Source organism: Nocardioides agri, from assembly GCF_013778305.1.
GTDB classification, from domain to species: domain Bacteria; phylum Actinomycetota; class Actinomycetes; order Propionibacteriales; family Nocardioidaceae; genus Nocardioides; species Nocardioides agri.
This window is the reverse complement of record NZ_JACEIC010000002.1, coordinates 2,349,191-2,371,282: the sequence shown is the minus strand read 5'-3', so window position 1 is coordinate 2,371,282 and position 22,092 is coordinate 2,349,191. Positions and strand designations below refer to the sequence as shown.

Annotated in this window: 24 protein-coding genes; 8 read left to right on the top strand and 16 right to left on the bottom strand. The window is 73.7% G+C overall.

Annotated elements, in window-relative coordinates; all coding sequences use genetic code 11:
- Positions 1-88: 88 nt before the first annotated feature.
- Positions 89-1,078, top strand: a complete 990-nt coding sequence (locus HZF07_RS16030; protein WP_157342943.1) for an aldo/keto reductase — start codon at positions 89-91, stop codon at positions 1,076-1,078.
- A gap of 21 nt (positions 1,079-1,099) precedes the next feature.
- On the opposite strand, the gene HZF07_RS16025 is transcribed toward HZF07_RS16030, so the two are convergent.
- Positions 1,100-1,684 (bottom strand): TetR/AcrR family transcriptional regulator, encoded by a 585-nt coding sequence (locus HZF07_RS16025; RefSeq protein ID WP_157342941.1) that lies wholly within the window; start codon positions 1,682-1,684, stop codon positions 1,100-1,102.
- A 47-nt stretch (positions 1,685-1,731) separates the two neighbouring features.
- On the opposite strand from HZF07_RS16025, the gene HZF07_RS16020 reads away from it, so the two are divergent.
- Positions 1,732-2,229 carry a GNAT family N-acetyltransferase gene (locus HZF07_RS16020; RefSeq protein ID WP_157342939.1) on the top strand — a complete coding sequence of 166 codons (498 nt, stop codon included), beginning with the start codon at positions 1,732-1,734 and terminating at the stop codon, positions 2,227-2,229.
- Positions 2,230-2,248: 19 nt separating this feature from the next.
- Here the strand turns inward: HZF07_RS16020 and HZF07_RS16015 are convergent, their stop codons facing one another.
- On the bottom strand, positions 2,249-2,689 hold the full coding sequence (locus HZF07_RS16015; RefSeq protein WP_157342937.1) for a VOC family protein: 441 nt from the start codon (positions 2,687-2,689) through the stop codon (positions 2,249-2,251).
- Positions 2,690-2,778: 89 nt separating this feature from the next.
- On the opposite strand from HZF07_RS16015, the gene HZF07_RS16010 reads away from it, so the two are divergent.
- A complete protein-coding gene (locus HZF07_RS16010; RefSeq protein ID WP_157342936.1) occupies positions 2,779-3,726 on the top strand; it encodes a helix-turn-helix transcriptional regulator in 948 nt (315 codons plus the stop codon).
- A gap of 81 nt (positions 3,727-3,807) precedes the next feature.
- Here HZF07_RS16010 and pcaDC read toward each other — a convergent pair whose 3' ends face one another.
- Genes pcaDC through pcaH form a run of 4 tightly spaced genes read right to left on the bottom strand, consistent with a single transcriptional unit; the run spans position 3,808 to position 7,361 of the window.
- Complete coding sequence (gene pcaDC, locus HZF07_RS24730) at positions 3,808-4,995, bottom strand: bifunctional 3-oxoadipate enol-lactonase/4-carboxymuconolactone decarboxylase PcaDC (RefSeq protein ID WP_232523062.1); 1,188 nt, start codon at positions 4,993-4,995, stop codon at positions 3,808-3,810.
- Positions 4,992-6,086: a lyase family protein gene (locus HZF07_RS16000; protein ID WP_157342934.1), complete on the bottom strand. Its 1,095-nt coding sequence runs from the start codon at positions 6,084-6,086 to the stop codon at positions 4,992-4,994. The genes pcaDC and HZF07_RS16000 overlap by 4 nt, the downstream gene beginning before the upstream one ends.
- Before the next feature lie 4 nt (positions 6,087-6,090).
- Positions 6,091-6,594, bottom strand: a complete 504-nt coding sequence (gene pcaG / locus HZF07_RS15995; RefSeq protein ID WP_181645267.1) for a protocatechuate 3,4-dioxygenase subunit alpha — start codon at positions 6,592-6,594, stop codon at positions 6,091-6,093.
- Positions 6,591-7,361, bottom strand: a complete 771-nt coding sequence (gene pcaH, locus HZF07_RS15990) for a protocatechuate 3,4-dioxygenase subunit beta (protein ID WP_181645266.1) — start codon at positions 7,359-7,361, stop codon at positions 6,591-6,593. Before pcaH ends, pcaG begins: the two co-directional genes overlap by 4 nt.
- Before the next feature lie 70 nt (positions 7,362-7,431).
- Here pcaH and HZF07_RS15985 point away from each other — a divergent pair, with 70 nt between their 5' ends.
- From HZF07_RS15985 to HZF07_RS15970, 4 genes are all read left to right on the top strand, one after another.
- Entirely contained in the window at positions 7,432-8,190 is a 759-nt protein-coding gene (locus tag HZF07_RS15985) for an IclR family transcriptional regulator (protein WP_157342932.1), read from the top strand.
- Between the two features lie 46 nt (positions 8,191-8,236).
- Positions 8,237-9,409, top strand: a complete 1,173-nt coding sequence (locus HZF07_RS15980; RefSeq protein ID WP_157342930.1) for a 4-hydroxybenzoate 3-monooxygenase — start codon at positions 8,237-8,239, stop codon at positions 9,407-9,409.
- 69 nt (positions 9,410-9,478) lie between these two features.
- Positions 9,479-10,774: a S1C family serine protease gene (locus HZF07_RS15975; RefSeq protein ID WP_157342928.1), complete on the top strand. Its 1,296-nt coding sequence runs from the start codon at positions 9,479-9,481 to the stop codon at positions 10,772-10,774.
- A gap of 112 nt (positions 10,775-10,886) precedes the next feature.
- Positions 10,887-11,687, top strand: a complete 801-nt coding sequence (locus tag HZF07_RS15970; protein ID WP_157342926.1) for a hypothetical protein — start codon at positions 10,887-10,889, stop codon at positions 11,685-11,687.
- Between the two features lie 4 nt (positions 11,688-11,691).
- On the opposite strand, the gene HZF07_RS15965 is transcribed toward HZF07_RS15970, so the two are convergent.
- The 4 genes from HZF07_RS15965 to npdG all read right to left on the bottom strand — a co-directional run bounded on the left by HZF07_RS15965 (position 11,692) and on the right by npdG (position 14,582).
- Entirely contained in the window at positions 11,692-12,198 is a 507-nt protein-coding gene (locus HZF07_RS15965; RefSeq protein WP_157342924.1) for a PGPGW domain-containing protein, read from the bottom strand.
- A gap of 49 nt (positions 12,199-12,247) precedes the next feature.
- Entirely contained in the window at positions 12,248-12,898 is a 651-nt protein-coding gene (locus HZF07_RS15960) for a PQ-loop domain-containing transporter (protein WP_157342922.1), read from the bottom strand.
- Positions 12,899-13,110: 212 nt separating this feature from the next.
- Positions 13,111-13,878, bottom strand: coding sequence for a crotonase/enoyl-CoA hydratase family protein (locus HZF07_RS15955; RefSeq protein WP_157342920.1), 768 nt, complete (start codon positions 13,876-13,878; stop codon positions 13,111-13,113).
- Between the two features lie 26 nt (positions 13,879-13,904).
- A complete protein-coding gene (gene npdG / locus HZF07_RS15950) occupies positions 13,905-14,582 on the bottom strand; it encodes an NADPH-dependent F420 reductase (protein ID WP_157342918.1) in 678 nt (225 codons plus the stop codon).
- Between the two features lie 79 nt (positions 14,583-14,661).
- Between npdG and HZF07_RS15945 the strand changes: the two genes are divergently transcribed.
- On the top strand, positions 14,662-16,698 hold the full coding sequence (locus HZF07_RS15945) for an MDR family MFS transporter (protein WP_232523061.1): 2,037 nt from the start codon (positions 14,662-14,664) through the stop codon (positions 16,696-16,698).
- On the opposite strand, the gene mftF is transcribed toward HZF07_RS15945, so the two are convergent.
- From mftF to mftB, 6 genes are read right to left on the bottom strand one after another with little or no spacing between them, the layout of a single operon-like run.
- Positions 16,655-18,088 (bottom strand): mycofactocin biosynthesis glycosyltransferase MftF, encoded by a 1,434-nt coding sequence (gene mftF, locus HZF07_RS15940; RefSeq protein ID WP_309504787.1) that lies wholly within the window; start codon positions 18,086-18,088, stop codon positions 16,655-16,657. The two genes, HZF07_RS15945 and mftF, sit on opposite strands and share 44 nt — an antisense overlap.
- Positions 18,085-18,810, bottom strand: a complete 726-nt coding sequence (locus HZF07_RS15935) for a mycofactocin-coupled SDR family oxidoreductase (RefSeq protein ID WP_181645265.1) — start codon at positions 18,808-18,810, stop codon at positions 18,085-18,087. The genes mftF and HZF07_RS15935 overlap by 4 nt, the downstream gene beginning before the upstream one ends.
- Positions 18,807-19,442: a mycofactocin biosynthesis peptidyl-dipeptidase MftE gene (gene mftE / locus HZF07_RS15930; protein ID WP_157342914.1), complete on the bottom strand. Its 636-nt coding sequence runs from the start codon at positions 19,440-19,442 to the stop codon at positions 18,807-18,809. Before mftE ends, HZF07_RS15935 begins: the two co-directional genes overlap by 4 nt.
- Positions 19,439-20,644 carry a pre-mycofactocin synthase MftD gene (gene mftD, locus HZF07_RS15925; protein ID WP_157342912.1) on the bottom strand — a complete coding sequence of 402 codons (1,206 nt, stop codon included), beginning with the start codon at positions 20,642-20,644 and terminating at the stop codon, positions 19,439-19,441. The genes mftE and mftD overlap by 4 nt, the downstream gene beginning before the upstream one ends.
- On the bottom strand, positions 20,641-21,828 hold the full coding sequence (gene mftC / locus HZF07_RS15920) for a mycofactocin radical SAM maturase (RefSeq protein ID WP_157342910.1): 1,188 nt from the start codon (positions 21,826-21,828) through the stop codon (positions 20,641-20,643). Before mftC ends, mftD begins: the two co-directional genes overlap by 4 nt.
- Positions 21,825-22,091, bottom strand: a complete 267-nt coding sequence (gene mftB, locus HZF07_RS15915) for a mycofactocin biosynthesis chaperone MftB (protein WP_157342908.1) — start codon at positions 22,089-22,091, stop codon at positions 21,825-21,827. Before mftB ends, mftC begins: the two co-directional genes overlap by 4 nt.
- Position 22,092: the final 1 nt, after the last annotated feature.

Genomic DNA, 22,092 nt, shown 5'->3' with positions numbered 1-22,092 from the left:
GACACTGGGAAGCGTGCGGTCCGGAGCCCGCTGACGTCACCCTGGCGAGCTGCGGCCGCGAGATCCCGGAGGTAGGAGAATGAGCACCATGGACGCACGCACACTCGGCACCCAGGGCCTTCGGGTCTCGCCCCTCGGCCTGGGCTGCATGGGCATGAGCCAGTCGTTCGGGCCGCGGCCCCCGCGGGACGAGATGATCACCTTCCTCCGGGCGGCGGTGGACCGAGGCGTCACCCTGTTCGACACCGCCGAGGTCTACGGCCCGTTCCACAACGAGGAGCTCGTCGGCGAGGCGCTGCAGCCGGTCCGCGAGGACGTCGTCATCGCGACCAAGTTCGGCTTCGCCTTCGACGAGGACGGCAACCAGACCGGCGTCACCAGCAGGCCCGACAACATCCGCGCGGCCGTCGACGGCTCCCTGCGGCGCCTGCGGACGGACACCATCGACCTGCTCTACCAGCACCGGGTCGACCCCGACGTCCCGATCGAGGACGTCGCCGGCACGGTCAGAGAGCTCATCGAGGCCGGCAAGGTCCGCCACTTCGGGATGTCCGAGGCGGGCGTGGCCACCATCCGCCGCGCCCACGCGGTCCAGCCGGTGACCGCGTTGCAGAGCGAGTACTCCCTGTTCTGGCGCGAGCCCGAGGACGAGATCCTGCCGGCGCTCGAGGAGCTCGGCATCGGGTTCGTCCCGTTCAGCCCGCTCGGCCGCGGGTTCCTGACCGGACAGGTCAGCGCCACCACCGAGTTCGGCGAGGGCGACATCCGCGCCACCCTCCCCCGCTTCGAGCGCGAAGCGCTCCAGGCGAACCTCGCCCTCGTCGACCTCGTGCGCCAGGTCGCCGAGCGCAAGGACGCGACCCTCGGCCAGGTCGCCCTGGCGTGGCTGCTGTCGCGGAAGCCGTGGATCGTGCCGATCCCGGGGACCCGGCGTCTCGCGCGCCTCGACGAGAACCTCGGGTCGGCAGAGCTCGAGCTCACGTCCGAGGACCTCGCGGAGCTCGACCGCGCCTCGGCCAGCGTGCAGGTGCAGGGCGACCGCTATCCCGAGGCGATGCAGCGACTGATCGACCGCTGACCCGAGCGGGCGACGTACCTGCTAGGTGCCGGCCCGGCTGAGGTGATCAGCCATGGCCGCGTCGACCCGGGCCTCGTCGCCGCTCGCGACCAGGTCGAGCAGGCAGCCCCGCAGGACCGCCAGGGCGAGGGTGCGGCGGGCGGCGCCCTCGGCGCTGTCGCGCTCGGCCTCCGGCTGGCAGCGGGCGAGGACACCGAGCCAGTCATCCACGGTCGTCGACGCGAATCCGGCCCAGGCGCCGTCCGGCTCGACGACCGACCTGGCGTACGCCTCGACCCAGAGCCTCAGCAGGCGCCGGTGACCCGACGCCCGCAGCCAGGACCAGACCAGCTCTGTGGCCTCCGCCAGTCCGGACGACGCGGTCGGTCGGTCGCGGTCGAGCTGCTCGATGAGCGCGAGCTCCTCGACCCGGGCCCGGGCGAGCAGCGCCCTGACGAGGCCGTCCTTGTTGCCGAACAGGAACATCAGCACGCGTGGGCTCGAGCCGATCGCGGCGGCGAGCGGGCGCAGCGAGAGGTCGGTCAGGCCGTGCTCGAGGACGTACTCGTAGGCCGCGTCGAGGAGCTGGACCTGCCGTGCGGACGGCCTCGTCGGCGCCTCGGTCATCGGGCTAGAGTACTGAAACAGTTGTGTCAGTGCGGGAGGTGAGCGGGATGGACGAGCGGCGGGTCGCGATCCGACGAGCCGACCGGCCCGGCGACCTGGGCTGGATGGTCATGGCCCACGGGGAGGCGTACGACCGGGAGTTCGGCTGGGACTCCGACTTCGAGGCCCTGGTCGCCCGCATCGTCGCCGAGTTCGCCACCAGCCACGACGCTCAGCGCGAGGCGGCCTGGATCGGCGAGGTCGACGGCGAGCGCGCCGGCTCCGTCCTCCTGGTCTCCGGGGACGAGCCCGGCGTCGCCCGGCTCCGCATCCTCCTCGTGACGCCTGCTGCCCGCGGCCTCGGGCTCGGCACCAGGCTCGTGGAGGAGTGCCTCTCCTTCGCGCGTGCCACCGGCTACGAAGCCGTGGTGCTGTGGACCAACGACGTCCTCGCCTCGGCGCGCCGGATCTACCAGTCCCTCGGGTTCTCCCTCGTCGAGGAGGAGCGGCACCACAGCTTCGGTCGGGACCTGGTCGGGCAGAGCTGGCGGCTGCAGCTCGCCTGAGCGCCAGCAGCTCGCGGCCTCAACGCTCGCCGACGTGGTGTCGGACGCCCTGGGTCGCCTCGACGGTGTCGAGGTAGTGCTGGTTGTACATCACGGCCAGGACGTTGCCGAACGGGTCGAGCACCGACGCCGTGACGAAGCCCGGACCGCGCTCGGTGACCCCGTCGTGCGGGGTGGCGCCCATCGAGAGCAGCCGCTCGTAGGTGCCTTCGACGTCGTCGACGGCCCAGTAGGTGAGCGCCGCGCCGACGTTGCGGCCGACCTGGCTGGGCGGCGCGAACCGCGCGTCGATGAACCCGAGCTCGTGCTGGAAGTCGCCGATCCGGAACTCGACGTACGCCGGCCTGCCGTCGACCTCGTTGGAGAAGTACGGCTCGATGCCGAGGAGCTCGGCGTACCAGCTCACGGCGGCGCTGACGTCGTCGACGACGGCGGTGACGGTGGTGAGTCCTCGCAACATGGGCTTGTCCTCTCGTTCGCGACTGATTGCCTCCACTCTCCCGGCTAAAGTGCTCACCAACTGAGCACTTTGTGGGGGAGGTTCGCGGCATGCGCGCAGACCGGCTCGTCGCGGCCCTCCTCTTCCTCCAGCACCGGGGACGAGTGACCGCCGCCGACCTCGCCGGGGAGCTGGAGGTGTCGGTGGCGACGGCCCGGCGCGACCTGGAGGCCCTGGCGGCGGCCGGCATCCCGGTCTACCCGCAGCCCGGGCGCGGTGGCGGCTGGGCGCTCGTCGGCGGGGCGCGGACCGATCTGAGTGGGCTGTCCGCGGCCGAGACTCAGGCCCTCTTCCTCCTGGTCGGTCCGGCGGCCACGGTCTCCGGGGAGGCCAGGACCGCCCTGCGCAAGCTCGTGCGCGCGCTGCCGCAGACCTTCCGCGCCGAGGCCGAGGCGGCCGCGAGCGCGACGATGAGCGACCGCACGTCCTGGAGCGGCCTCGACCGGCCGCGGCCGGGGATCGTCGACCTGCTCCAGGACGCGGTGGTCCGGCGCCGGAAGGTGCGGCTCACCTACGCCAACGCCCAGCGGGAGCGGTCGGTGCGCGTGGTGGACCCGTGGGGGCTCGTCGACAAGGACGAGACCTGGTACCTCATCGCCGGCACCGAGCGCGGCCAGCGCACCTTCCGCGTCGACCGAGTCGTCGAGGCTGACCTGACCGACGAGCCGGCGGAGCGCCCCGACGACTTCGCGCTCGACCGGGCCTGGCGGGACGTCGTCGGCGAGGTCGAGCGGAGGCGGTCCCGCACCTGGGCCACCGTGCTCATCGAGACCAGGTTCGTCCCGATCCTGCGCGACCACTTCGGCCGTCACTGCCACGCCGAGGAGGAGCTCGACGACGGGCGCAGCCGGGTGCGGATCGCCGCGCCCACGCCACGCGACATCGCCCGCAACCTCGCCGGCTGGGGCTCGATGGTCGAGGTGCTCGAGCCCGCGACCGTCCAGGCCGAGCTGGCGCGGATCGGGACCGAGCTCGCGGGCCTCTACGCCGCCCGTTGAGTTGGGCCCCAGTCACCCGCCAGTTGGGCCTCGCTCGCGACCGCGGCCCAACTCAACCGAGAACGGGGCCCAACTCAACGGCTAGAGGAGGCCCTCCTCCTGCAGTACGCCGGAGGCGATCCGGAACGCCGTGTTGGCGTCGGGGACGCCGCAGTAGATCGCCGACTGGAGGATGACCTCCTTGATCTCGTCGACGCCCAGCCCGTTGCGGAGCGCGGCGCGCACGTGCATCGCGAGCTCCTCGTGGTGGCCGCGGGCGATGAGGGCGGTCAGCGTGATCATGGAGCGGGAGCGCCGGTCGAGGCCGGGGCGGGTCCAGACCTCGCCCCAGGCGTACGCCGTGATCAGCTCCTGGAAGTCCCGGGTGAAGTCGGTCGTGCCGGCGGCCGCACGGTCGACGTGGGCGTCGCCGAGCACCTCCCGGCGCACCCGCATGCCGTCGGACATCTCCTCGACCACGATGGGCTCCTCTCCCAGGAAGTGCTCGCGCAGCAGCCGCGCGACCTCGGCCGGCGCCTCGGCCGGCGCGAGGTGGGCGACGCCCGCGAGCTCGACGTACCGCCCGTCCCGTACGCCGGCGGCGATCTCCTGCAGCTTCTCGGGCGGGGTCGCGGGGTCGGCCGAGCCGGCGACCGCGAGCACGGGCGCGGTGATCCGCGCCAGCACCGGCCGCGCGTCGAAGCCGCCCACCGCACCGCAGACCTGCACGTAGCCCTCGTCGACCGCGTCGGACAGCGCGTGCAGCAGGGCCGAGGCATGGTCGGGCTCGCGCTCGACGAAGCCGGGCCCGAACCACCGCTCCGCGGACGGACCCACCATCACCGGCGTACCGGACGCGCGGACGGTGGCGATCCGCTCGGCCCACGACTCGGGGGAGGCGATCGTCGCACCGGTGCACAGCAACGCGGCCGCGACGACCCGGTCGGGGGCGTCGAGCATCAGCTGCAGGCCGACACAGCCGCCGACGGAGTCGCCGGCGTAGAAGAACGGGCCGCGCGGCTGGCCGCGCTCGGTCAGCAGGTCGTCGACGACGCGGAGCACGCCGGCGGCGAGCTCGGCCATCGTGAAGGGCTCCTCGGGCACCGAGCGGTTGTGCCCGTGGCCGGGCAGGTCCCACGCGACGACGTCGAAAGCCTCGGTGAGGCCGGCCGCGCACGCCGACCACAGCGTGGTCGCCGAGGTGCCGAGCGAGGGCCCGAGCACCAGCAGCGGCAGCGCGTCGCGGTCGCGGCCCCCGGTCATCCGGACGACGGTGATGCCGGGGATCAACGCTCCTCCTCCACGAGCTCGCGGGCGTGGGCCACGACGGCGTCGACGTAGGCAACCGCGTCGCCGAGGTACGACGCCGCCGGCTCGTGCCCGGCGGCCGCGGCCATCGAGCGCTGCTCGGCGAGCACGGTGTCGCCGGCGGCGGCGAGCGTCGCGGCCATCCGGTCGGCGTGCACGACGAGCCCGGAGACGAGGTCGACCGTCTGCGACGCCGCCGTCAGCGTCCGGCGCACCAGGTCGCGCAGCGTCGCCCACTCGGCGTGCCACGCGCCGTCGGCGCGGTCGTCGACCTGCTGGGCGGCGGCGAGGTGCAGCGTCGCGGCGAGCTGGGGCGTGGTCAGCGCGGCCCGGCGGACGAGCACGGAGAGCACGGGGTTGGCCTTGCCGGGCATCGTCGACGACCCCCCGCCGGTGCCCTCCGAGAGCTCGCCGATCTCGGGGCGCGACATCGTGACGACGTCGTTCGCGATCCGGGCGCAGGCGTCGGTGCACCCGACGAGCGCGTCCCCCAGCCGGGTGACCGACGCCCGGGTCGTGTGCCAGCGCGGCACGCCGGCAGGCACCTCGACGCCGAGCTCGGCCATCGCGGCCCGGGTCCCGGCGGCGCCGCCGAGCTGGTCGGGGAAGTCCAGGTCGTCCACCTGGGCCTCCGCGTCGAGGACGGCCGTCAGCCACGCCGCGACCCGGAACCCGAACGTGGTCGGGACGGCGTGCTGGGTGAGCGTCCGGGCGACCATCGGGGTGTCCCGATGGGCGGCGGCGAGGTCGGCGAGCCGGCGGATGAGGGAGCGCAGGTCCGCGAGCAGCGATCCGACGGCCGCCTCGGACATCCGCATCAGCGCGGAGTCCACGACGTCCTGGCTCGTCAGGCCCCGGTGCGCCTCGGGCGCGTGCTCGCGGACCAGCCGCACGAGCGGGATGACCGGGTTGCCGCCGGCCTCCGCGTCGAGCGCGAGCCGTTCGGCGTCGACGAGCAGCCCGAGGCCCTGGCCGAGCCAGTCCTCCTCGACCGTGAGCATCGCGCCCACGAAGTCCTCCGCGGTGAAGTGCGCACCGGCGCGCTCGTCGCCAGGCCAGAAGAGGTCCGCCATGGGGTCAGTCTTGCGCGTACGACAGGAAGACCGTCTCGCCCTCGCCCTGCAACCGGATGTCGAACACGAACCCGCGGTCGTCCGGCACCGCCTCCAGCGAGGCGAGGTGCGTCGGTGCCGCGCCCGGAAGGTAGGCGCGGGTGAGGAGCCGGTCGAGCAGCCCCCGCGCGAAGACCGCGACCGCGAAGTACGGCGTCGCGCCGCCGGGCCGCAGGGTCGTGAACTGGTAGTGCCCGGTGCGGTCGGTCTCGGCGCGGCCGAAGCCGGTGAAGGTGTAGCCGTCGCGGCGCAGCGACCCGGCGACCTGCGGCACGGCGCCGTCCGGGCCGGTCTGCCAGATCTCGACCAGCGCGTCGGGCACCGGGTCGCCGGCGCCGTCGTACACGCGACCGTGCAGCCTGATGGCGTCGGCGCGCGTCTGCGGCACGAGCTCGGCGCCACCGGCGTACGGCAGCGCGTAGTGGAAGAACGGGCCGACCGTCTGCCCGGGAGTGGGGGTCGGGCTCACTGCTCGTCCTCCTCGAAGACCGTGCGGTGGCTGCCGCTGAGCACGATGTCCCAGCGGTAGCCGGTCGCCCACTCGTGCGTGGTCACGTCGTGGTCGTAGGTCGCGACCAGGCGCGCGCGGGCTGCGGGGTCGACGATCGCCTGGTAGATCGGGTCGAGCGCGAAGAGCGGGTCGCCCGGGAAGTACATCTGGGTCACCAGCCGCTGGGTGAACTCGCGGCCGAAGAGGGAGAAGTGCACGTGCGCCGGCCGCCAGGCGTTGTGGTGGTTCTTCCACGGGTACGGCCCGGGCTTGATCGTCGTGAAGCGGTAGGTGCCGTCGTCGTCGGTCAGGCAGCGGCCCATCCCGGTGAAGTTCGGGTCGAGCGCGGCCGGGTGCTGGTCGCGCTGGTGGATGTAGCGCCCGCCGGCGTTGGCCTGCCAGATCTCCACGAGCTGGCGGCGCACCGGCCGGCCCTCACCGTCGGTGACCCGTCCCGTCAGCACGATCCGCTCGCCGACCGGCTCGCCCTGGTGCTGGATGGTGAGGTCGGACTCGAGCAGGTCGACGTCGCGCTCGCCGAAGACCGGCGCCCACAGCTCGATGTCCTCCGGGTCGACCTGCTGGGGCGCCTTGGTGGGGTGGCGCAGGATGCTGGAGCGGTACGGCGGGTAGTCGAGCCGCGTCGCGGTCTCGGTCACCCCGGCCGCGTCGTACTCCTTCGAGATCGCCTCGATCTCGGCGCTGATCTCGGCCTGCGTCGAGGCCGCGGAGTCGGAGCTGGTCACGCGGTGACGGTAGGGACCGAGCCGGTGCACTGACGATCACCGGCTTCCGGTGAGTGGAAGAATGCCCGACATGGCCGGCAACACCTCCGTCCCGGGCGCGACCGTCACGTCGCGGGCGCTCGCGCTGCTCGGTGCGTTCGACGAGCAGCACCGACGGCTCGGCCTCACCGAGCTGGCGGAGCGGGCCGGGCTGCCGGTCCCGACCGCGCACCGCCTCGTCGCTGAGCTCGTCGCCTGGGGCGCACTGCGCCGCGCGGACGACGGGGCGTACGTCGTCGGCCGGCGGCTGTGGGACCTCGGCCTGCTGGCCCCGGTGCAGACCGGGCTGCGCGAGCTCGCCTCGCCGTACCTCCACGACCTGTACGGCGCCACGCTCGCGACCGTCCACCTCGCGGTGCGCGACGGCACCGAGGTGCTCTACGTCGACCGGCTCGCCGGGCACGCGTCGGTACCGGTCGTCAGCACCGTCGGCTCGCGGCTGCCGATGCACGCGACCGGGGTCGGCAAGGTGCTGCTCGCCCACGCGCCCGCGGAGGTGCTGCACGCCGTGCTCTCCGACCTGCCGCGGATCACGCCGTACACCGTCACCCAGCCGGGGCTGCTGCGCCGCCAGCTCGCCCGCGCGCTGCGCGACGGCTACGCGACGACCTCGGAGGAGATGAGCCTCGGCGCGTGCTCGGTCGCCGTGCCGATCCGCCGGCGCGCCGACGTCGTGGCCGCGCTCGGCATCGTGGTGCCGACGCTCAAGGACAGGGCCCGGCTGGTCGCCGCGCTCCAGGTGGCGGCGCAGGGCGTCGGTCGCGAGCTGGTGCGCGCTTCCGTCCAGTGAAAGGTGCGCATGGCTGTCGCGGTGCGGCCCCGCGAACACTGCCGCCATGCGCACCCAGGTCGCCATCGTCGGCGCGGGCCCGTCCGGCCTGCTGCTGTCCCACCTGCTCGCCGCCGACGGCGTCGAGTCCGTCGTGCTGGAGACGCGCTCGGAGGAGTACGTCGCGGGCCGGATCCGGGCCGGCATCCTCGAGCAGTCCTCGGTCGACCTGCTGCGCTCGGTCGGGCTCGGCGACCGGCTGGACCGCGAGGCCGACCCGCACCGCGGCATCTACCTCCAGTGGCCCGGCGAGCGGCACCACCTCGACTTCGTCGACCTCGTCGGTCGCCAGGTGTTCGTCTACGGGCAGACCGAGGTGCAGAAGGACCTGGGCGCCGCGGCGCGCGCGCGGGGGCAGCAGGTGGTCTACGAGATCGGCGACACCGCGCTGCACGACCTCGACACCGACCGGCCGTCGGTGACCTACACCGACGCCGCCGGGCGGTCGCAGCGGCTCGAGGCCGACGTGGTCGTCGGCTGCGACGGCTCGTTCGGCCCGTCGCGGGCGGCCGTGCCCGAGGCGGTGCGCCGTACCTGGGAGCGCACCTACGACTACTCCTGGCTCGGTGTGCTGGCCGACGTCGCGCCGTCTACCGACGAGCTGATCTACGCCTGGCACCCCGACGGCTTCGCGCTGCACTCGATGCGGTCGTCGACGGTCTCCCGCTTCTACCTGCAGGTGCCCAACGACACCGCCATCGAGGAGTGGCCCGACGACCGGATCTGGGACGGGCTGGCGACCCGGCTCGGGCACGGCGTGGACGGCTGGTCGCTCGCCACCGGCGCGATCACCGAGAAGAGCGTGCTGCCGATGCGCTCCTTCGTGCAGCAGCCGATGCGGCACGGTCGGCTCTTCCTCGCCGGCGACGCCGCGCACATCGTGCCGCCGACCGGCGCCAAGGGCCTCAACCTCGCGGTCGCCGACGTGGCCCTGCTCGCGCCGGCCCTGGTCGCGATGCTGAAGGGCGACCACGGGCTCGCCGACGCCTACTCCGACACCGCGCTCCGCCGGGTCTGGCGCTGCACCCACTTCTCCTGGTGGATGACCACGATGCTGCACACCAGCGGCGACCCCTTCGACCAGCAGCTCCAGCTCTCCCAGCTGCGCTGGGTCACCTCCAGCGAGGCGGGCGCCGCCGGGCTGGCCGAGAACTACGCCGGCCTCGCGATCGGCTCCTGAGCCGACGTTCACAGGATTCCCACAGCACTCCCTCATCTCGCGGGTAGGAATGCCGGGTCAACTAGCGTCATGACCTCCTCGGACTTCCCGCCTCCGCCGCCGCACAACCCCTACGTCACCCCGTCGGCCCCGCCGCCGCCGTACCCGCCCGCCTACGGCTCGACCGAGCCGACCCACCCGATCCCGCCGTACCAGCCGCGGCCGGCGTCGGCGTGGAGCTGGCGGTCGACCCTCGTCGGCGCCGTCGCCGGTGGCGTGCTCGCCACCACCGTCGCCGTCCCCGTGACCTGGGCCATCACCTCCATCGCGACGGACCGGGCAGCCGACAGCCCGTCCGGCCAGCAGCAGACGCCGACCGTCCCGGACACGCCGGACGAGCAGAGCCCCTTCGGCACCGATCCCTTCGGCGGCCAGGCGCCCGGCCAGGACGACCAGTCCGGCGGCAGCACCAACAGCGGCACCGGGAACTGGAAGGACGCCACGACCGAGCAGTCGCAGGGTGTCGTGCTGATCAACACCCGCACCACGAGCGGCGGCGGCGCCGGCACGGGCCTCGTGCTGGAGTCCGACGGCCTGGTGCTCACCAACTACCACGTCGTCGAGGGGTCGACCGAGGTCCAGGTGACGGTCGCGAGCAGCGGCGTGCAGTACGTCGGCACCGTCGTCGGCCGCGACCAGGAGGCCGACGTCGCGCTGCTCCAGCTCGCCGACGCCTCGGACCTCGACACCGTGAAGCTCGACGACGACGGCGACCCGGCGGTCTCCGACGACGTCACCGCCGTCGGCAACGCGCAGGGCCAGGGCTTCCTGTCCGCCGCCCCCGGCGAGGTCGTCGCGCTCGACCGGTCCATCGACACCCAGGCCGAGGGCCCGGTCGTCGGGGAGCACCTCACCGGCCTGATCCAGACCGATGCCTACGTCGTCGGCGGCTTCTCCGGGGGCGCCCTGCTCGACGACGAGGGCGAGGTCGTCGGCATCACGACCGCCGCCTCGAGCGGCGGCGCGGCCGAGAGCTACGCCGTCCCGATCGAGAGCGCGCTCGACGTCGTCGAGCAGATCCAGGACGGCGACGAGGGCGACGGCGTCCAGGTCGGGCCGTCGGCCTACCTCGGCCTCTCCATCGCCACCGACCAGGGCAGCGTGCAGGTCGCCCAGATCCAGAGCGGCGGCGCCGCCCAGGAGGCCGGCGTCGAGGCCGGCGCCACGATCACCGGGCTGGGCGACACCGAGATCACGTCGTACGACGACCTGCGCTCGGCGCTGGCGACCTACGAGCCCGGCGACACGGCGAAGCTGCGGTGGACCGACGCGGACGGGCAGTCCCACGAGGCGACGGTGACCCTCGGCGAGTCCCCGGTGAACTGACTGGTCTAGTCCACCGTGACGGCGGTCACAACCTTCCGGTTCGGCCCTCGTTGGTGGGGGGTACGACTTCGCGTGCCCCCGCCCGCGGGCGGCCGGACTTGAGGGAGACCCGATGATCACGCAGCTCTTGAAGGGACTGCTCGCCCTGTGCGTGGCGAGCACCCTGACCCTGGTCGGCGCGACCAGCGCCGACGCGGCGAGCAGCCAGCGCGGCACCGATCGCGCCGCCACGCAGCAGTCCACGCAGCGGTCCACGCACGCCACGGAGCGGGCGGGCGCGTGCACCAAGCAGTGGCGCGGCCTGCGCAAGGCCAAGCGGGCCGAGGACCGCGGCGACCAGAGGCTCTACAACGCCCGCAAGGCCATGAAGCGGGCCGACAGCCGGCACGAGAAGCGCGCCGCGTCGAAGAGGGTCACCCGGGCCAAGAGGATCGAGACCCGCACCGACCGCCAGCTGAAGAAGGCTCGCAAGGCGTGGCGGAAGTGCCGCGACGCGGCCGGCAGCGGCGGCGGGACGGGCGGCGGCGGTGGCGGCACCGGTGGCGGCAGCAGCACCAACCCGCTGCAGCCGGCGTGCGACGCCGGGCTCCCGCAGGCGATCTGCGACGCCTTCGGCCAGCTGCCGATGCCGGGCGGCAGTGGTGGCGCCTCCCCGATCCAGCCGCTCTGCAACGCCGGCCTGCCGCAGGCGATCTGCGACGCCGCGACCGCCCCACCGGGACCGGGTGGCGCCTCGCCGATCCAGCCCCTCTGCAGCGCCGGGCTCCCGCAGGCGATCTGCGACGCGGCGGCTGGCAGCGGCGGTGTCCCGAACCCGGGCACCGTCCTCGCGCCGGTCTGCGGCCTGGGCCTGCCGATCCCGGGCGTCTGCGCCACCACGACCAGCCAGGTGGCACGGGCCCGAGCGGCCTAGATCCTCACGTCGACGGGCCGTCGGCGGGGTCCTCCGTGACCTCGCCGGCGGCCTTTCGCTTGTCCGGCACCGGCGCCCCGTGCACGCGGTAGTGGACGTAGCTGTAGACCAGCAGGCCGAGCGCGATGAACCCGGAGAGGACCAGGCTGATGCCGGCGGCCGGCGCACCCGGCAGCCACAGCGAGTCGCTCAGCGGCCACCAGCCCGGCACCGCGGGGTCCGCGAGCCAGAGGACGCCGAAGCCGACGATGCACAGCGCACCGGCGGTCGACATCGCGATCCGGAACCAGTTCTCGACGCCCTCGGCGGCCGCCCGCTTGGCGGCCCGCTCGACCGGGTCGAGCCGGCGCTCGGCCCACTCGTACTGCTGCGAGAGCACGACCAGGCCGGCGAACAGCATCAGCAGGCCGGGGCCGGGCAGCAGCAGCGCCGCCAGGCCGGCGACCACGAGCGTCCAGCCGACGACCTCCAGCACGATCCGCTTCGCCGCGGCGCCGCCGGGAAATGCCATGCCCGAAGCCTGCCAGAGGCGGGCAAGGCCGTACGCCGTCCGCTGGGCGTCAGGCAGCGAGGCTGAGCCCGTCGCGGTCGACGTCGTCGGGGACCGGGACGAAGCGGGCGTGCACGTGCGGCGGCACGGCGAGCCGGGCCAGGATGAGCGCGGCACCGCTCGTGGCCACCAGGGCGTAGATGAGGTTGGCGTCGATGTCGGCGAGCAGCCCGTAGGCCCCCGCGAGCATCGCGTCCACGATCAGCATCGCCCACGCGGACGCCGCGATCGCCGAGACGTCGTGCGAGCGCCAGGCGGTCAGGGCGGCCGGGGCGACCATGAGCGTGATCGAGCAGCCCAGCGCCACGATGATGGGGCGCGAGCCGAGCAGCGGGACCAGCGCCGTGAGCGCCGCGATGGTGGCGGCCCAGAGGGCCGGGAGCCACAGCCGGTCGCGGTTCCCACCGCGGGTCCAGGCGAGCAGCAGCGCCCCCGCCGTGCCGGGCAGGCTGAGCAGCGCCGGAAGGACCACCCACAGCTCGTGCTCGACGACGCCGAAGATCGTCCAGGCGACACCACTGACCGTCGAGTTCGCGAGCGCGGCGACGCTGACGCCGGCCGCGGTCTCGGTGCGCGCGAGCTTGCGCATCTGGGGGACGGTGTAGGCGAACGCGAGGAGCGTGCCGGCGAGGCCGACGACCGTCGCGAGCGAGATGTTCACGGGCTGCTTTCTGTTCTGGACACAGACGACGGCCGCTGCGTGCCTGCGCACGTAGCGACCGTCGTCGCACTGACTGGAGCACCGGATCGAGGTCCGGCACGGTCAAGCATACGGGTCTTACGGACCGTTTCTGACCAAAAGAGTGGACGTCCTGTGGTGATGTCACCCACAGATCGTCCTGCTCAACGCCAGTCAAGCAGAAGATTATTCCGTCAGCGACCCTGATAACGCGGCGGACGCTTCTCCGCGAACGCGGTCGCGCCCTCCTGGGCGTCCTGGGAGACGAACACCGGCAGCACCAGGTCCGCCTGCCTGGTCCACGCCTCCGCGCCGGACCAGTCCCGAGCCTCCCGGGCCACCTGCTTGCTGACGGCCACGGCGAGCGGTCCGTTGGCGGCGATGGCCGCCGCGAGCGCCAGCGCACCCTCGAGTGCGCCGCCCTCGGGCGTGACCCGGTTGACCAGCCCCAGCTCCGCGGCCCGCCCGGCGGTGATCGGGTCGCCGGTGAGCAGCATCTCGAGCGCGATCGCCAGCGGCACCCGCTGGGGCAGCAGCATCGCGGCGCCGGCCGCGGCGACGAGCGCGCGCTTGACCTCCGGCACGCCGAGGTGAGCGGTCTCGGCGGCGACCACGAGGTCACAGGCGAGCAGCAGCTCGAAGCCGCCGGCGACCGCCCAGCCCTCGACCGCGCCGATCAACGGCTTGCGGGGCGGCGCCTCGGTGAGTCCGCCGAACCCGCGACCCTCGACCGTCGGCGCCTCGCCACGGAGGAACGCCTTGAGGTCCATCCCGGCGCAGAACGTGCCGCCGGCGCCGGTCAGCACCCCGACCCGCAGCTGGTCGTCGGAGTCGAGCTCGTCGAGCGCGGCCGCGATCCCCGCCGCGACCGCGCCGTTGACGGCGTTCTTGGCCTCCGGCCGGTTGATCGTGACCACCAGCACGCCGCCGTCGCGTCGCTCGGTCAGCACCTCGTCGCCCATGTCAGCTCCTTCCAGCGGCTCGTCGCTCAGACGTCGGTGACCCGGATGCCGGCGTGCGCCTTGTAGCGGCGGTTCACCGAGATCAGGTTGGCGGTCAGCGCCTCGACCTGGTGGGCGTTGCGGAGCCGACCGCCGTAGACGCCCCGGACGCCGGGGATGACGCCGCAGAGGTCCTGGACCAGGTCGGTGGCCTCGCGCACGTCCCCGAGCACGAGCACGTCCGTGTCGACGGACGCCACCTCGGGGTCCTCGAGGAGCACGGCGCTGACGTTGTGGAAGGCGCCGACCACGGTGGCGTCGGCGAGGATCGCCTGCGCCTGCTGGGCGGCGGAGCCCTCCTCGACCGGCAGCGCGTAGGCACCCTGCTTGTCGAAGCCGAGCGGGTTCACGCAGTCCACGACGACCTTGCCGGCCAGCGCGTCCTTCAGGGAGGCGAGCAGCTCGCCGTGGCCGTCCCACGGCACGGCGACGACCACGATGTCCCCCGCCGCCGCCGCGCCCGCGTTGTCGGCGCCGGTGACCGTCCCGCCGACCGCCTCGACCAGGGTCGCCGCGGCCTCCGCGGCGCGGTCGGCGCTGCGGCTGCCGATGACGACCGCCAGGCCGGCGTCGGCGAACCGGCGGGCGAGGCCGCGGCCCTGGGGGCCGGTGCCGCCGAGGACGGCGATCGTCTTGCCGGCAAGGGATTCGGGGAGTCCACTCATGGAGGTCACTCTCTCAGCCTGGCGCGATGCCGAGCCGGTCAGGCAGGGTGGAACACGTCACACGATGAGGAGGCCGGCGATGTCCGAGACCACGCTCATCGCACCCCGGACGGTCACCGGACGAGCGCGGACGATCGCCTTCGGCACCATCGCGCTCGGGATGCTGCTCGCCGCCCTCGACAGCACCATCGTCGGCACCGCGCTGCCCACGATCGTCGGCGACCTCGGTGGCGGCGCCCACATGTCCTGGGTCGTCACCGCCTACCTGCTCGCCCAGACCGCGGTCACGGCCGTCGTCGGCAAGATCGGCGACCAGTTCGGGCGCAAGCAGGTCTTCCAGGTCAGCGTCATCGTCTTCATCGCGGGCTCGGCGCTGTGTGGCCTCGCCCAGGGCATGACCTGGCTGATCGTGTCCCGCTCGATCCAGGGGCTCGGCGCCGGCGGCCTGATGGTCACCGCGATGGCGCTGATCGCCGACATCATCCCGTTGCGCGACCGCGGCAAGTACCAGGGCGCGCTCGGCGCGGTCTTCGGCCTCGCGACGGTGATCGGGCCGTTCCTCGGCGGCCTCTTCACCGACCACCTCAGCTGGCGCTGGTGCTTCTACGTCAACGTGCCGCTGGCGATCGTGGTCATCGTGGTCGCCAACCGGACCATCCCGGCGGTGCCCGGCGCCGGGCGGCAGCGCATCGACTTCCCCGGCATGCTGGCGGTCTCCGGCGGGGCCGCGGCCCTGGTGCTCGCGACCAGCTGGGGCGGCACGACGTACGACTGGCGCTCATGGCAGGTCCTCGGGCTGCTGGCCCTCGGCGTCGCGCTGCTCGCGGCGTTCGTGCTCATCGAGCTGCGCGCGGAGGAGCCGATCCTCCCGATGCGGCTCTTCCGCTCGCGGGTCTTCGCCGACTGCTGCGCGCTGAGCTTCGTCGTCGGCTTCACCATGATCGGCTCGATGACCTTCCTGCCGACGTTCTTCCAGTACGTCGAGGGCGACTCCGCCACGAAGTCGGGCCTGCGGATGCTGCCCATGGTGATCGGCCTGATGATCACCGCCGTCAGCGTCGGCAACGCCGTGGGCAAGACCGGGCGCTACAAGGTCTTCCCGGTGGTGGGGACCCTCGTGACCGCCGGCGCCCTGCTGATGCTGTCGCGGATGGACGCCGGCACGAGCAGCCTGCAGTCCGCCGCCGCGCTGTTCGTGCTCGGCGTCGGCATGGGCCTGGCCATGCAGGTGCTGACGATCATCGTGCAGGGCTCGGTGCCCTACGCCGACCTGGGCGTATCGACGTCCGGCGTGACCTTCTTCCGCACCATGGGCGGCGCCTTCGGCGCGGCCATCTTCGGCTCCCTCTACGCGAACTTCCTGAGCGACCGGCTCCCCGCCGCGCTGGCGATCAGCCCCGGCGTCGACCCGTCGGCGGTCGACACGCCGGGCGAGCTGCACGCCCTCGACCCCGACCTGATCGGCGCCGTCGTCGACGCCTACGCCGAGTCGCTCTCGCTGGTCTTCCTCTGGGCGGCGCCGGTCGCGCTGGTCGCGTTCGTGCTCGCGTTGCTGCTCCCGCAGGTGCCGCTCTCCGACAGCCTCGCGCAGGAGGCCGGCGACCTCGGCGGTGGCTTCGCGGCCCCGGAGTCCCTGCCCAGCAAGGACATCCTGTCGCGCCGGATCGCGAACCTGCTCTACGGTCATCGCCGCGACCGGGTGCTCGACCTGCTGGAGTCCCAGGACTCCGGCCTCGGCGCCGCGAACATCTGGGCGCTGGTCCAGGTCTACGGGCTCAGCGCTTCCGGGCGGCGCGCCGACGTGGCGATGATCGCCTGGTCCCGGCACCTGCCGCCCGCGGTGCTGGAGCCGGTTTTCCGCGACGTCGTCGCGGCCGGCTACGTCGAGGGCAACCTCGACGACCTGACCCTCACCTCGCTCGGCGCGACCACCATCGACCGGCTGCGTGACGACCTCTGCGACTGGATCCTCGACAACCTCGAGGGCATGGAGGACCAGACCTCCGAGGACGTCACCGAGGCGATCGCGTCCGTCGTGCGCCGCATCGTCGTCGAGCGGATCGAGTCGCCGGTCAGGCCTCCGGCCGCGGCGCTCGCGGGCGACGTGCACCGGTGACCTTCGGCACCAGCACCCGGACCGACCCGGCCCGCAACGCCCCCCACCACAGCCCCGCGCCGTAGGCGAGGTCGTCGAGGCGCCGGGCGACGAAGGCCTCCGGCGCCCGCACCACCGGCACGTCCCGGTGGTCCAGCAGGTCCCAGACCATCGCGGCCGCGACCGCCCGACGAGCGCGGCGCGACACGAGACAGGCCGCCGCCGTGCCGGGCCACCAGTGCCGCAGCAGCAGGTGGGCGCCCTGACGCAGCGTCGAGACGCCCACCTCCGCGGTCAGCGCGGACGCGAGCCGAGCGCGGTCCGGGGTGTCCGGGAGGGTGCGCCCCAGCCGGAGCCGCACCAGCGCAAGGGCGGCGAGACCACCTGGGATCGACCACGGGCGCTGCCACACCACCGCGAGTGCGCCGAGCGCGGGCACCGGGGAGAGCACGGCCGGGGCCATCCAGTCGCCGTGCCGCTGCGCGAGCCATGCCCCGCCGGAGCCGTAGAACGCCTTGCGGCCCAGCCACGTCGACCAGGTGCCGCGGCTGTCGTGCTCGGCCACGTGCGCCGGGTCGTAGCGCACCTGCCGCCCGCGCCGGATCAGCCGCCAGACCAGGTCGACGTCCTCCCCCACCCGACGGTCGGCCTCGAACGCGCCGTCCTCGAGGTCGGCGAGGCGGACCAGCAGGCAGGCGCTGGGCAGCCAGCCCACCCTCGACCACGGGCGCACCAGCGCCGGGGTGGCGCCGAGGTCGAGCGACAGCCCGTCGACGTCCCAGCGCTCGAAGCGCCGCGGGCGGCCGTTGACGGCCATCCCGCGCACCCGCGGGCCGACCGCGGCGACGTTGGGGTCGGCGAAGTGGCGGGCCAGGCCGCGCAGCGTGTCCGCGGCGACGACGACGTCGGAGTCGACGAACGCGACGTACGGCGTGCGCACCTGCGCGATCCCGGCGTTGCGCGCCCCGGCCGGGCCGACGTTCGCCGACAGGGCGACCAGCCGGGCGCCGTGCCGCGCCGCGACGGACGCGACGGCGGCCGGGTCGCGCGAGGCGTCGTCGACGACCACGACCGGGAGGCCCTGCCCCTCCTGGCAGAGCCCGGCCAGCAGCCGGTCTAGCCGGTCGGCGCGGTCGCGGATCGGCACCACGACGGTGAGCTCACCGACCGGCCCGGGCGGAGGTTCGGGCGCGGCCAGGTTGGCGGCGAGCAGCCGCTCCGCGACGAGCCCGCTCGTGCGGTCAGCGACCTCGAGCACGTCACCGCGCGCCAGTGCCGGCGCCGGCTCGCGCAGCCGGAGCACCCGGAGCGGTGAGCCGCCCACCAGCGTCCGGCCGCCGTCGTGCACCCGCACGTCCGCCCCGACCCGCACCCGGAAGCCGGCCGGCAGGGCTCCCCGGGACTCCTTCACGGCCGGAAGCCGCCGTCGGCGCTGACCACGCTGCCGTTGAGCGCGGCGCCCTCCACCGAGCAGCAGAACGCGATCGTCGCCGCGACCTCGGCCGGGTCCAGCACCCGGCGCAGCAGCTGGCTGGACGCGAACGAGACCGGGTCGGAGAGGCCGTAGATCCGGGCCGTCTCCTCCAGCATCGGGGTGTTCGTCGACCCGGGCGAGACGGCGACGGCCGTGACACCGGTCGACACCAGGTCGGCCGCGAGCCCGCGCACCAGACCCACGACGGCGTGCTTGGCGGCGGTGTAGCCCGCCAGGTGGAAGAGCCCGTACGACGCCGCGGCCGACGCGACCGCGACGAACCGGCAGCCGCTCGGCGCCGGGCCGGCGAGCATCGCGGGGACGGCCACCGCCGCGGTGTTCCAGACGCCACGCACGTCGACGTCCCAGAGCTCCTGGAGCTCGTCGTCGGGCGTCTCCCACAGTGGCCGGCCGCCCGCGATCACGGCCGCCGCCGCGACCGCCACGTCGAGCCGGCCCCACCGCCCGACGGCCAGGTCGACGGCTGCCTGCAGCTCGGAGCGGTCGGCCACGTCGCCGACCACGTGCACGCCGCCGTCGGGATCCGGAGCATCGCGCACGTCGTACCCGACGACGGCGTAGCCCTGCTCGACCAGCCGCGCGACCGTCGCGGACCCGATGCCGCCCGCGGCCCCGGTGACCAGCGCGACCCGGCTCACGACAGTCGCCCCAGCACGTCGGCGACCATCGCCTTCAGCACCCGCTCGCCCTCGGCCGCGGTCGCACCGGCCGGGTCGCCGAGCACGCCGTTGGCCGACACCGCCGCGACGCCGCCGGCCATCATGGCGGGCAGGATCTCGCTCAACGGCTGGGGATTGCCGGCCTCGGCGCGGTCGAGCCGCACCGACTCCGGCCGCAGGTGCAGCATCAGCGAGGTCTCGGTGAACCCGGCGTGCAGGTCCACCTCCTCGGTCGCGCACGGAACCCACTCGATCTCGTCGGACGCGTTGAGCGCGGCGAGGTTGCCGCCGTGCGCGTTGACGAGGACGACCCGGGACGCCCAGGTGCGCAGCGAGCGGACGAGCTCGACCGCGACGTGGGTGAGCGCCTCTGTGCCGACCGACGCCGTGCCGGGGAAGGACTGGTGCTCGCCGCTCGACCCGTAGCTGATCGGTGGCGCGACCCAGGTGCCGGGCAGCTCGGCAGCCACGCCCTCCGCGACGGCGACCGCGATCACCGTGTCGGTGTCGAGCGGCAGGTGCGGCCCGTGCTGCTCGACCGAGCCGACCGGCACCAGGACCAGCCCGGCACCGGCGGTCTCGGGCGAGGTGGCAGCGGCCAACCGGGTCATGAGACGTGGAAGCCCTCGGGCACGATCAGGGTCTCCGGCGTGAGCTCGTCGATCGACGAGAGCCCGAGCCCGAGCAGGGCGGAGTCGATGCCGCCGCGCAGGACGTCGAGCACGTTCTCCACGCCCGCCTGGCCGTTGGCGGCGAGACCCCAGAGGTACGCGCGGCCGATCAGCACCGCGCGGGCACCCAGTGCCAGCGCCTTGACCACGTCCGAGCCGCGGCGTACGCCGCCGTCCATCAGCACCTCGACCTGGTCCCCCACGGCGCGGGCGATCGGGTGGAGCAGCCGGATCGTTGCGGGCGTGCCGTCGAGGTTGTTGCCGCCGTGGTTGGACACCGAGATCGCGTCGACCCCCGCGTCCACAGCACGCCGGGCGTCGTCGACGCGCGCGACGCCCTTGAGCAGGAACGGCGTGCCGCTGATCTGGCCCCACGTCTCGCGCATCCACGCGACGTCCTCCCAGGACGGCGGCGGGGTGGTCATCCACTCGTAGTAGGCGCCGAAGAACGTCGGCGCCGAGCCGCCCGGCGGAGCCAGGTTGGGCGCGGTCAGGTCCGGGATGTGGCGCGGGCCGAACTGCCGCAGCCACCGGACCTTCGTGGCGACCTGCGGCGCCATGCGCACCATCGTCTTGAGGTCGATCCGCTCCGGGATCTCGGGCGACCCCCAGTCGCGGCCCATCGAGAACGACCAGTCCAGGGTGGCGATCAGGCCGACCGCGCCGGCCTTCTGGGCGCGCTCCATGCGCTGCACCATCACATCCCGGTCGCCGGTCCAGTACATCTGGAAGAGCGTGCGCGGGCAGGCCTCGACGACCTCCTCGACCGGCTTCGACGCGAAGTTGGACAGCCCCATCAGGGTTCCCCGGGCATGGGCCGCGCGCGCGACCGCGACCTCGCCGTCGGGATGCACCGCCTGGACGCCGGTCGGGCTGATCAGCACCGGCAGCGACACCTCGTGGCCGAGGACCGTGCGGCTCATCGCGCGGTCGGCGTGGTGCCCGGCGACGTGCGGGAGCAGCCCGATCTCGGCGAACGCGGCCTGGTTGTCGTGGATGGTCTGGCCGCGCTCGGAGCCGGCGACCAGCGCGCCGTAGACCGGAGCGGGCAGCCGCTTCTGCGCCCGGCGCTGGGCGACCGCGACGGACTCGAACCAGGGGTTCTGCTTCCAGGGGTTCTCCAGCCAGTCCGGGCGGCTCATGGCACGAACCCCGCGAGCGGGCTCTCCGCGCAGTCGGAGACCGGCGGCCGAGTCATCAGCTTGAGCATCACCGGCTGGTTGCGCGTGGGCGCCGCCTTCGAGTGGTCCTGCGAGGCGGCCGGGATCGTCCGGGCGCCGGCGAGCGCGAGCTCGCTGTGTCCCTGCACGCACTCCGGGTCGGGGCCGTCGAGCGGCAGGCCGGTGAAGAACTTCGCGGCCATGCAGCCGCCGCGGCAGGCGTCGTAGTGCGCGCACTTCGTGCAGGCGCCGCCGGTCTGCGGCGAGCGGAGCTCGGTGAAGAGCGGCGAGGTCTGCCAGACCGCCTGGAAGCCACCGTCGGTGAGCAGGTTGCCGGCGTGGAACTGGTCGTGGATCGCGAACGGGCAGGCGTAGACGTCGCCCACCGGGTCGATCAGGCAGACCACGCGGCCGGCGCCGCACAGGTTGAGGCCGGGCAGCGCCCCGCTCCCATCTGCAGGGCCGAACGCCGCGAGGTGGAAGAAGGAGTCGCCGGTGAGCACGTCGTCGCCGTGGGCCAGCAGCCAGTCGTAGAGCTCGCGCTGCTGCTCGGGCAGCGGGTGCAGCTCGTCCCAGACGTCGGCGCCGCGGCCGCTCGGCCGGAGGCGGGTGAGCCGCAGCGTCGCGCCGTACCGGTCGGCGAGCGCCTTGAACTCGTCGAGCTGGCCGATGTTCTGCCGGGTGCAGACGACGCTGATCTTGGCGTCGCGGAAGCCGGCGTCCTGCAGGTTCTGCAGGGCGAGGAGCGCGGTGTCGAAGGAGCCCGGGCCGCGCACGAAGTCGTTGACCTCGGCGGTCGCGCCGTCCAGCGAGATCTGCACGTCGACGTAGTCGGTGCTCGCCAGGAAGCGGGCGCGCTCGGGGGTGATCCGCACGCCGTTGGTCGAGAACTTCACGCCGACCTGGTGCGCCACGGCGTACTCGAGGAGGTGCCAGAAGTCCGGGCGGATCGTCGGCTCGCCCCCGCCGATGTTGACGTAGAACACCTGCATCCGCTGCAGCTCGTCGATCACCGCCTCGCACTGCTCGGTGGTGAGCTCGCGCGGGTCGCGGCGACCGCTGCTCGAGAGGCAGTGGGCGCACTCGAGGTTGCACGCGTAGGTCAGCTCCCAGGTCAGGCAGATGGGCGCGTCCAGCCCGTGCTCGAAGTGCTCGACCAGCTTCATGCGGCCACCTTTCGCACCATGTCGGAGGCGGCGAGACCCTCGAGCGCGGCGACGTACGACGGCCAGCTGGCCTCGGGGATCCCGGCTGTGACGAGGGCCGACCGGACGTCGTCGGCAGCGGCGAGGGCGCGGACGACGGCGACGAGCTCGGGGCGCTTGAGGAAGATCAGCTTCCGGTTGCCGAAGTGGTAGGCCAGCGCGCCGAACGGCTCCGGTCGCAGCGCCACCGAGGGCGAGAGCGCCCAGGGCTCGTCGAGCCGCATG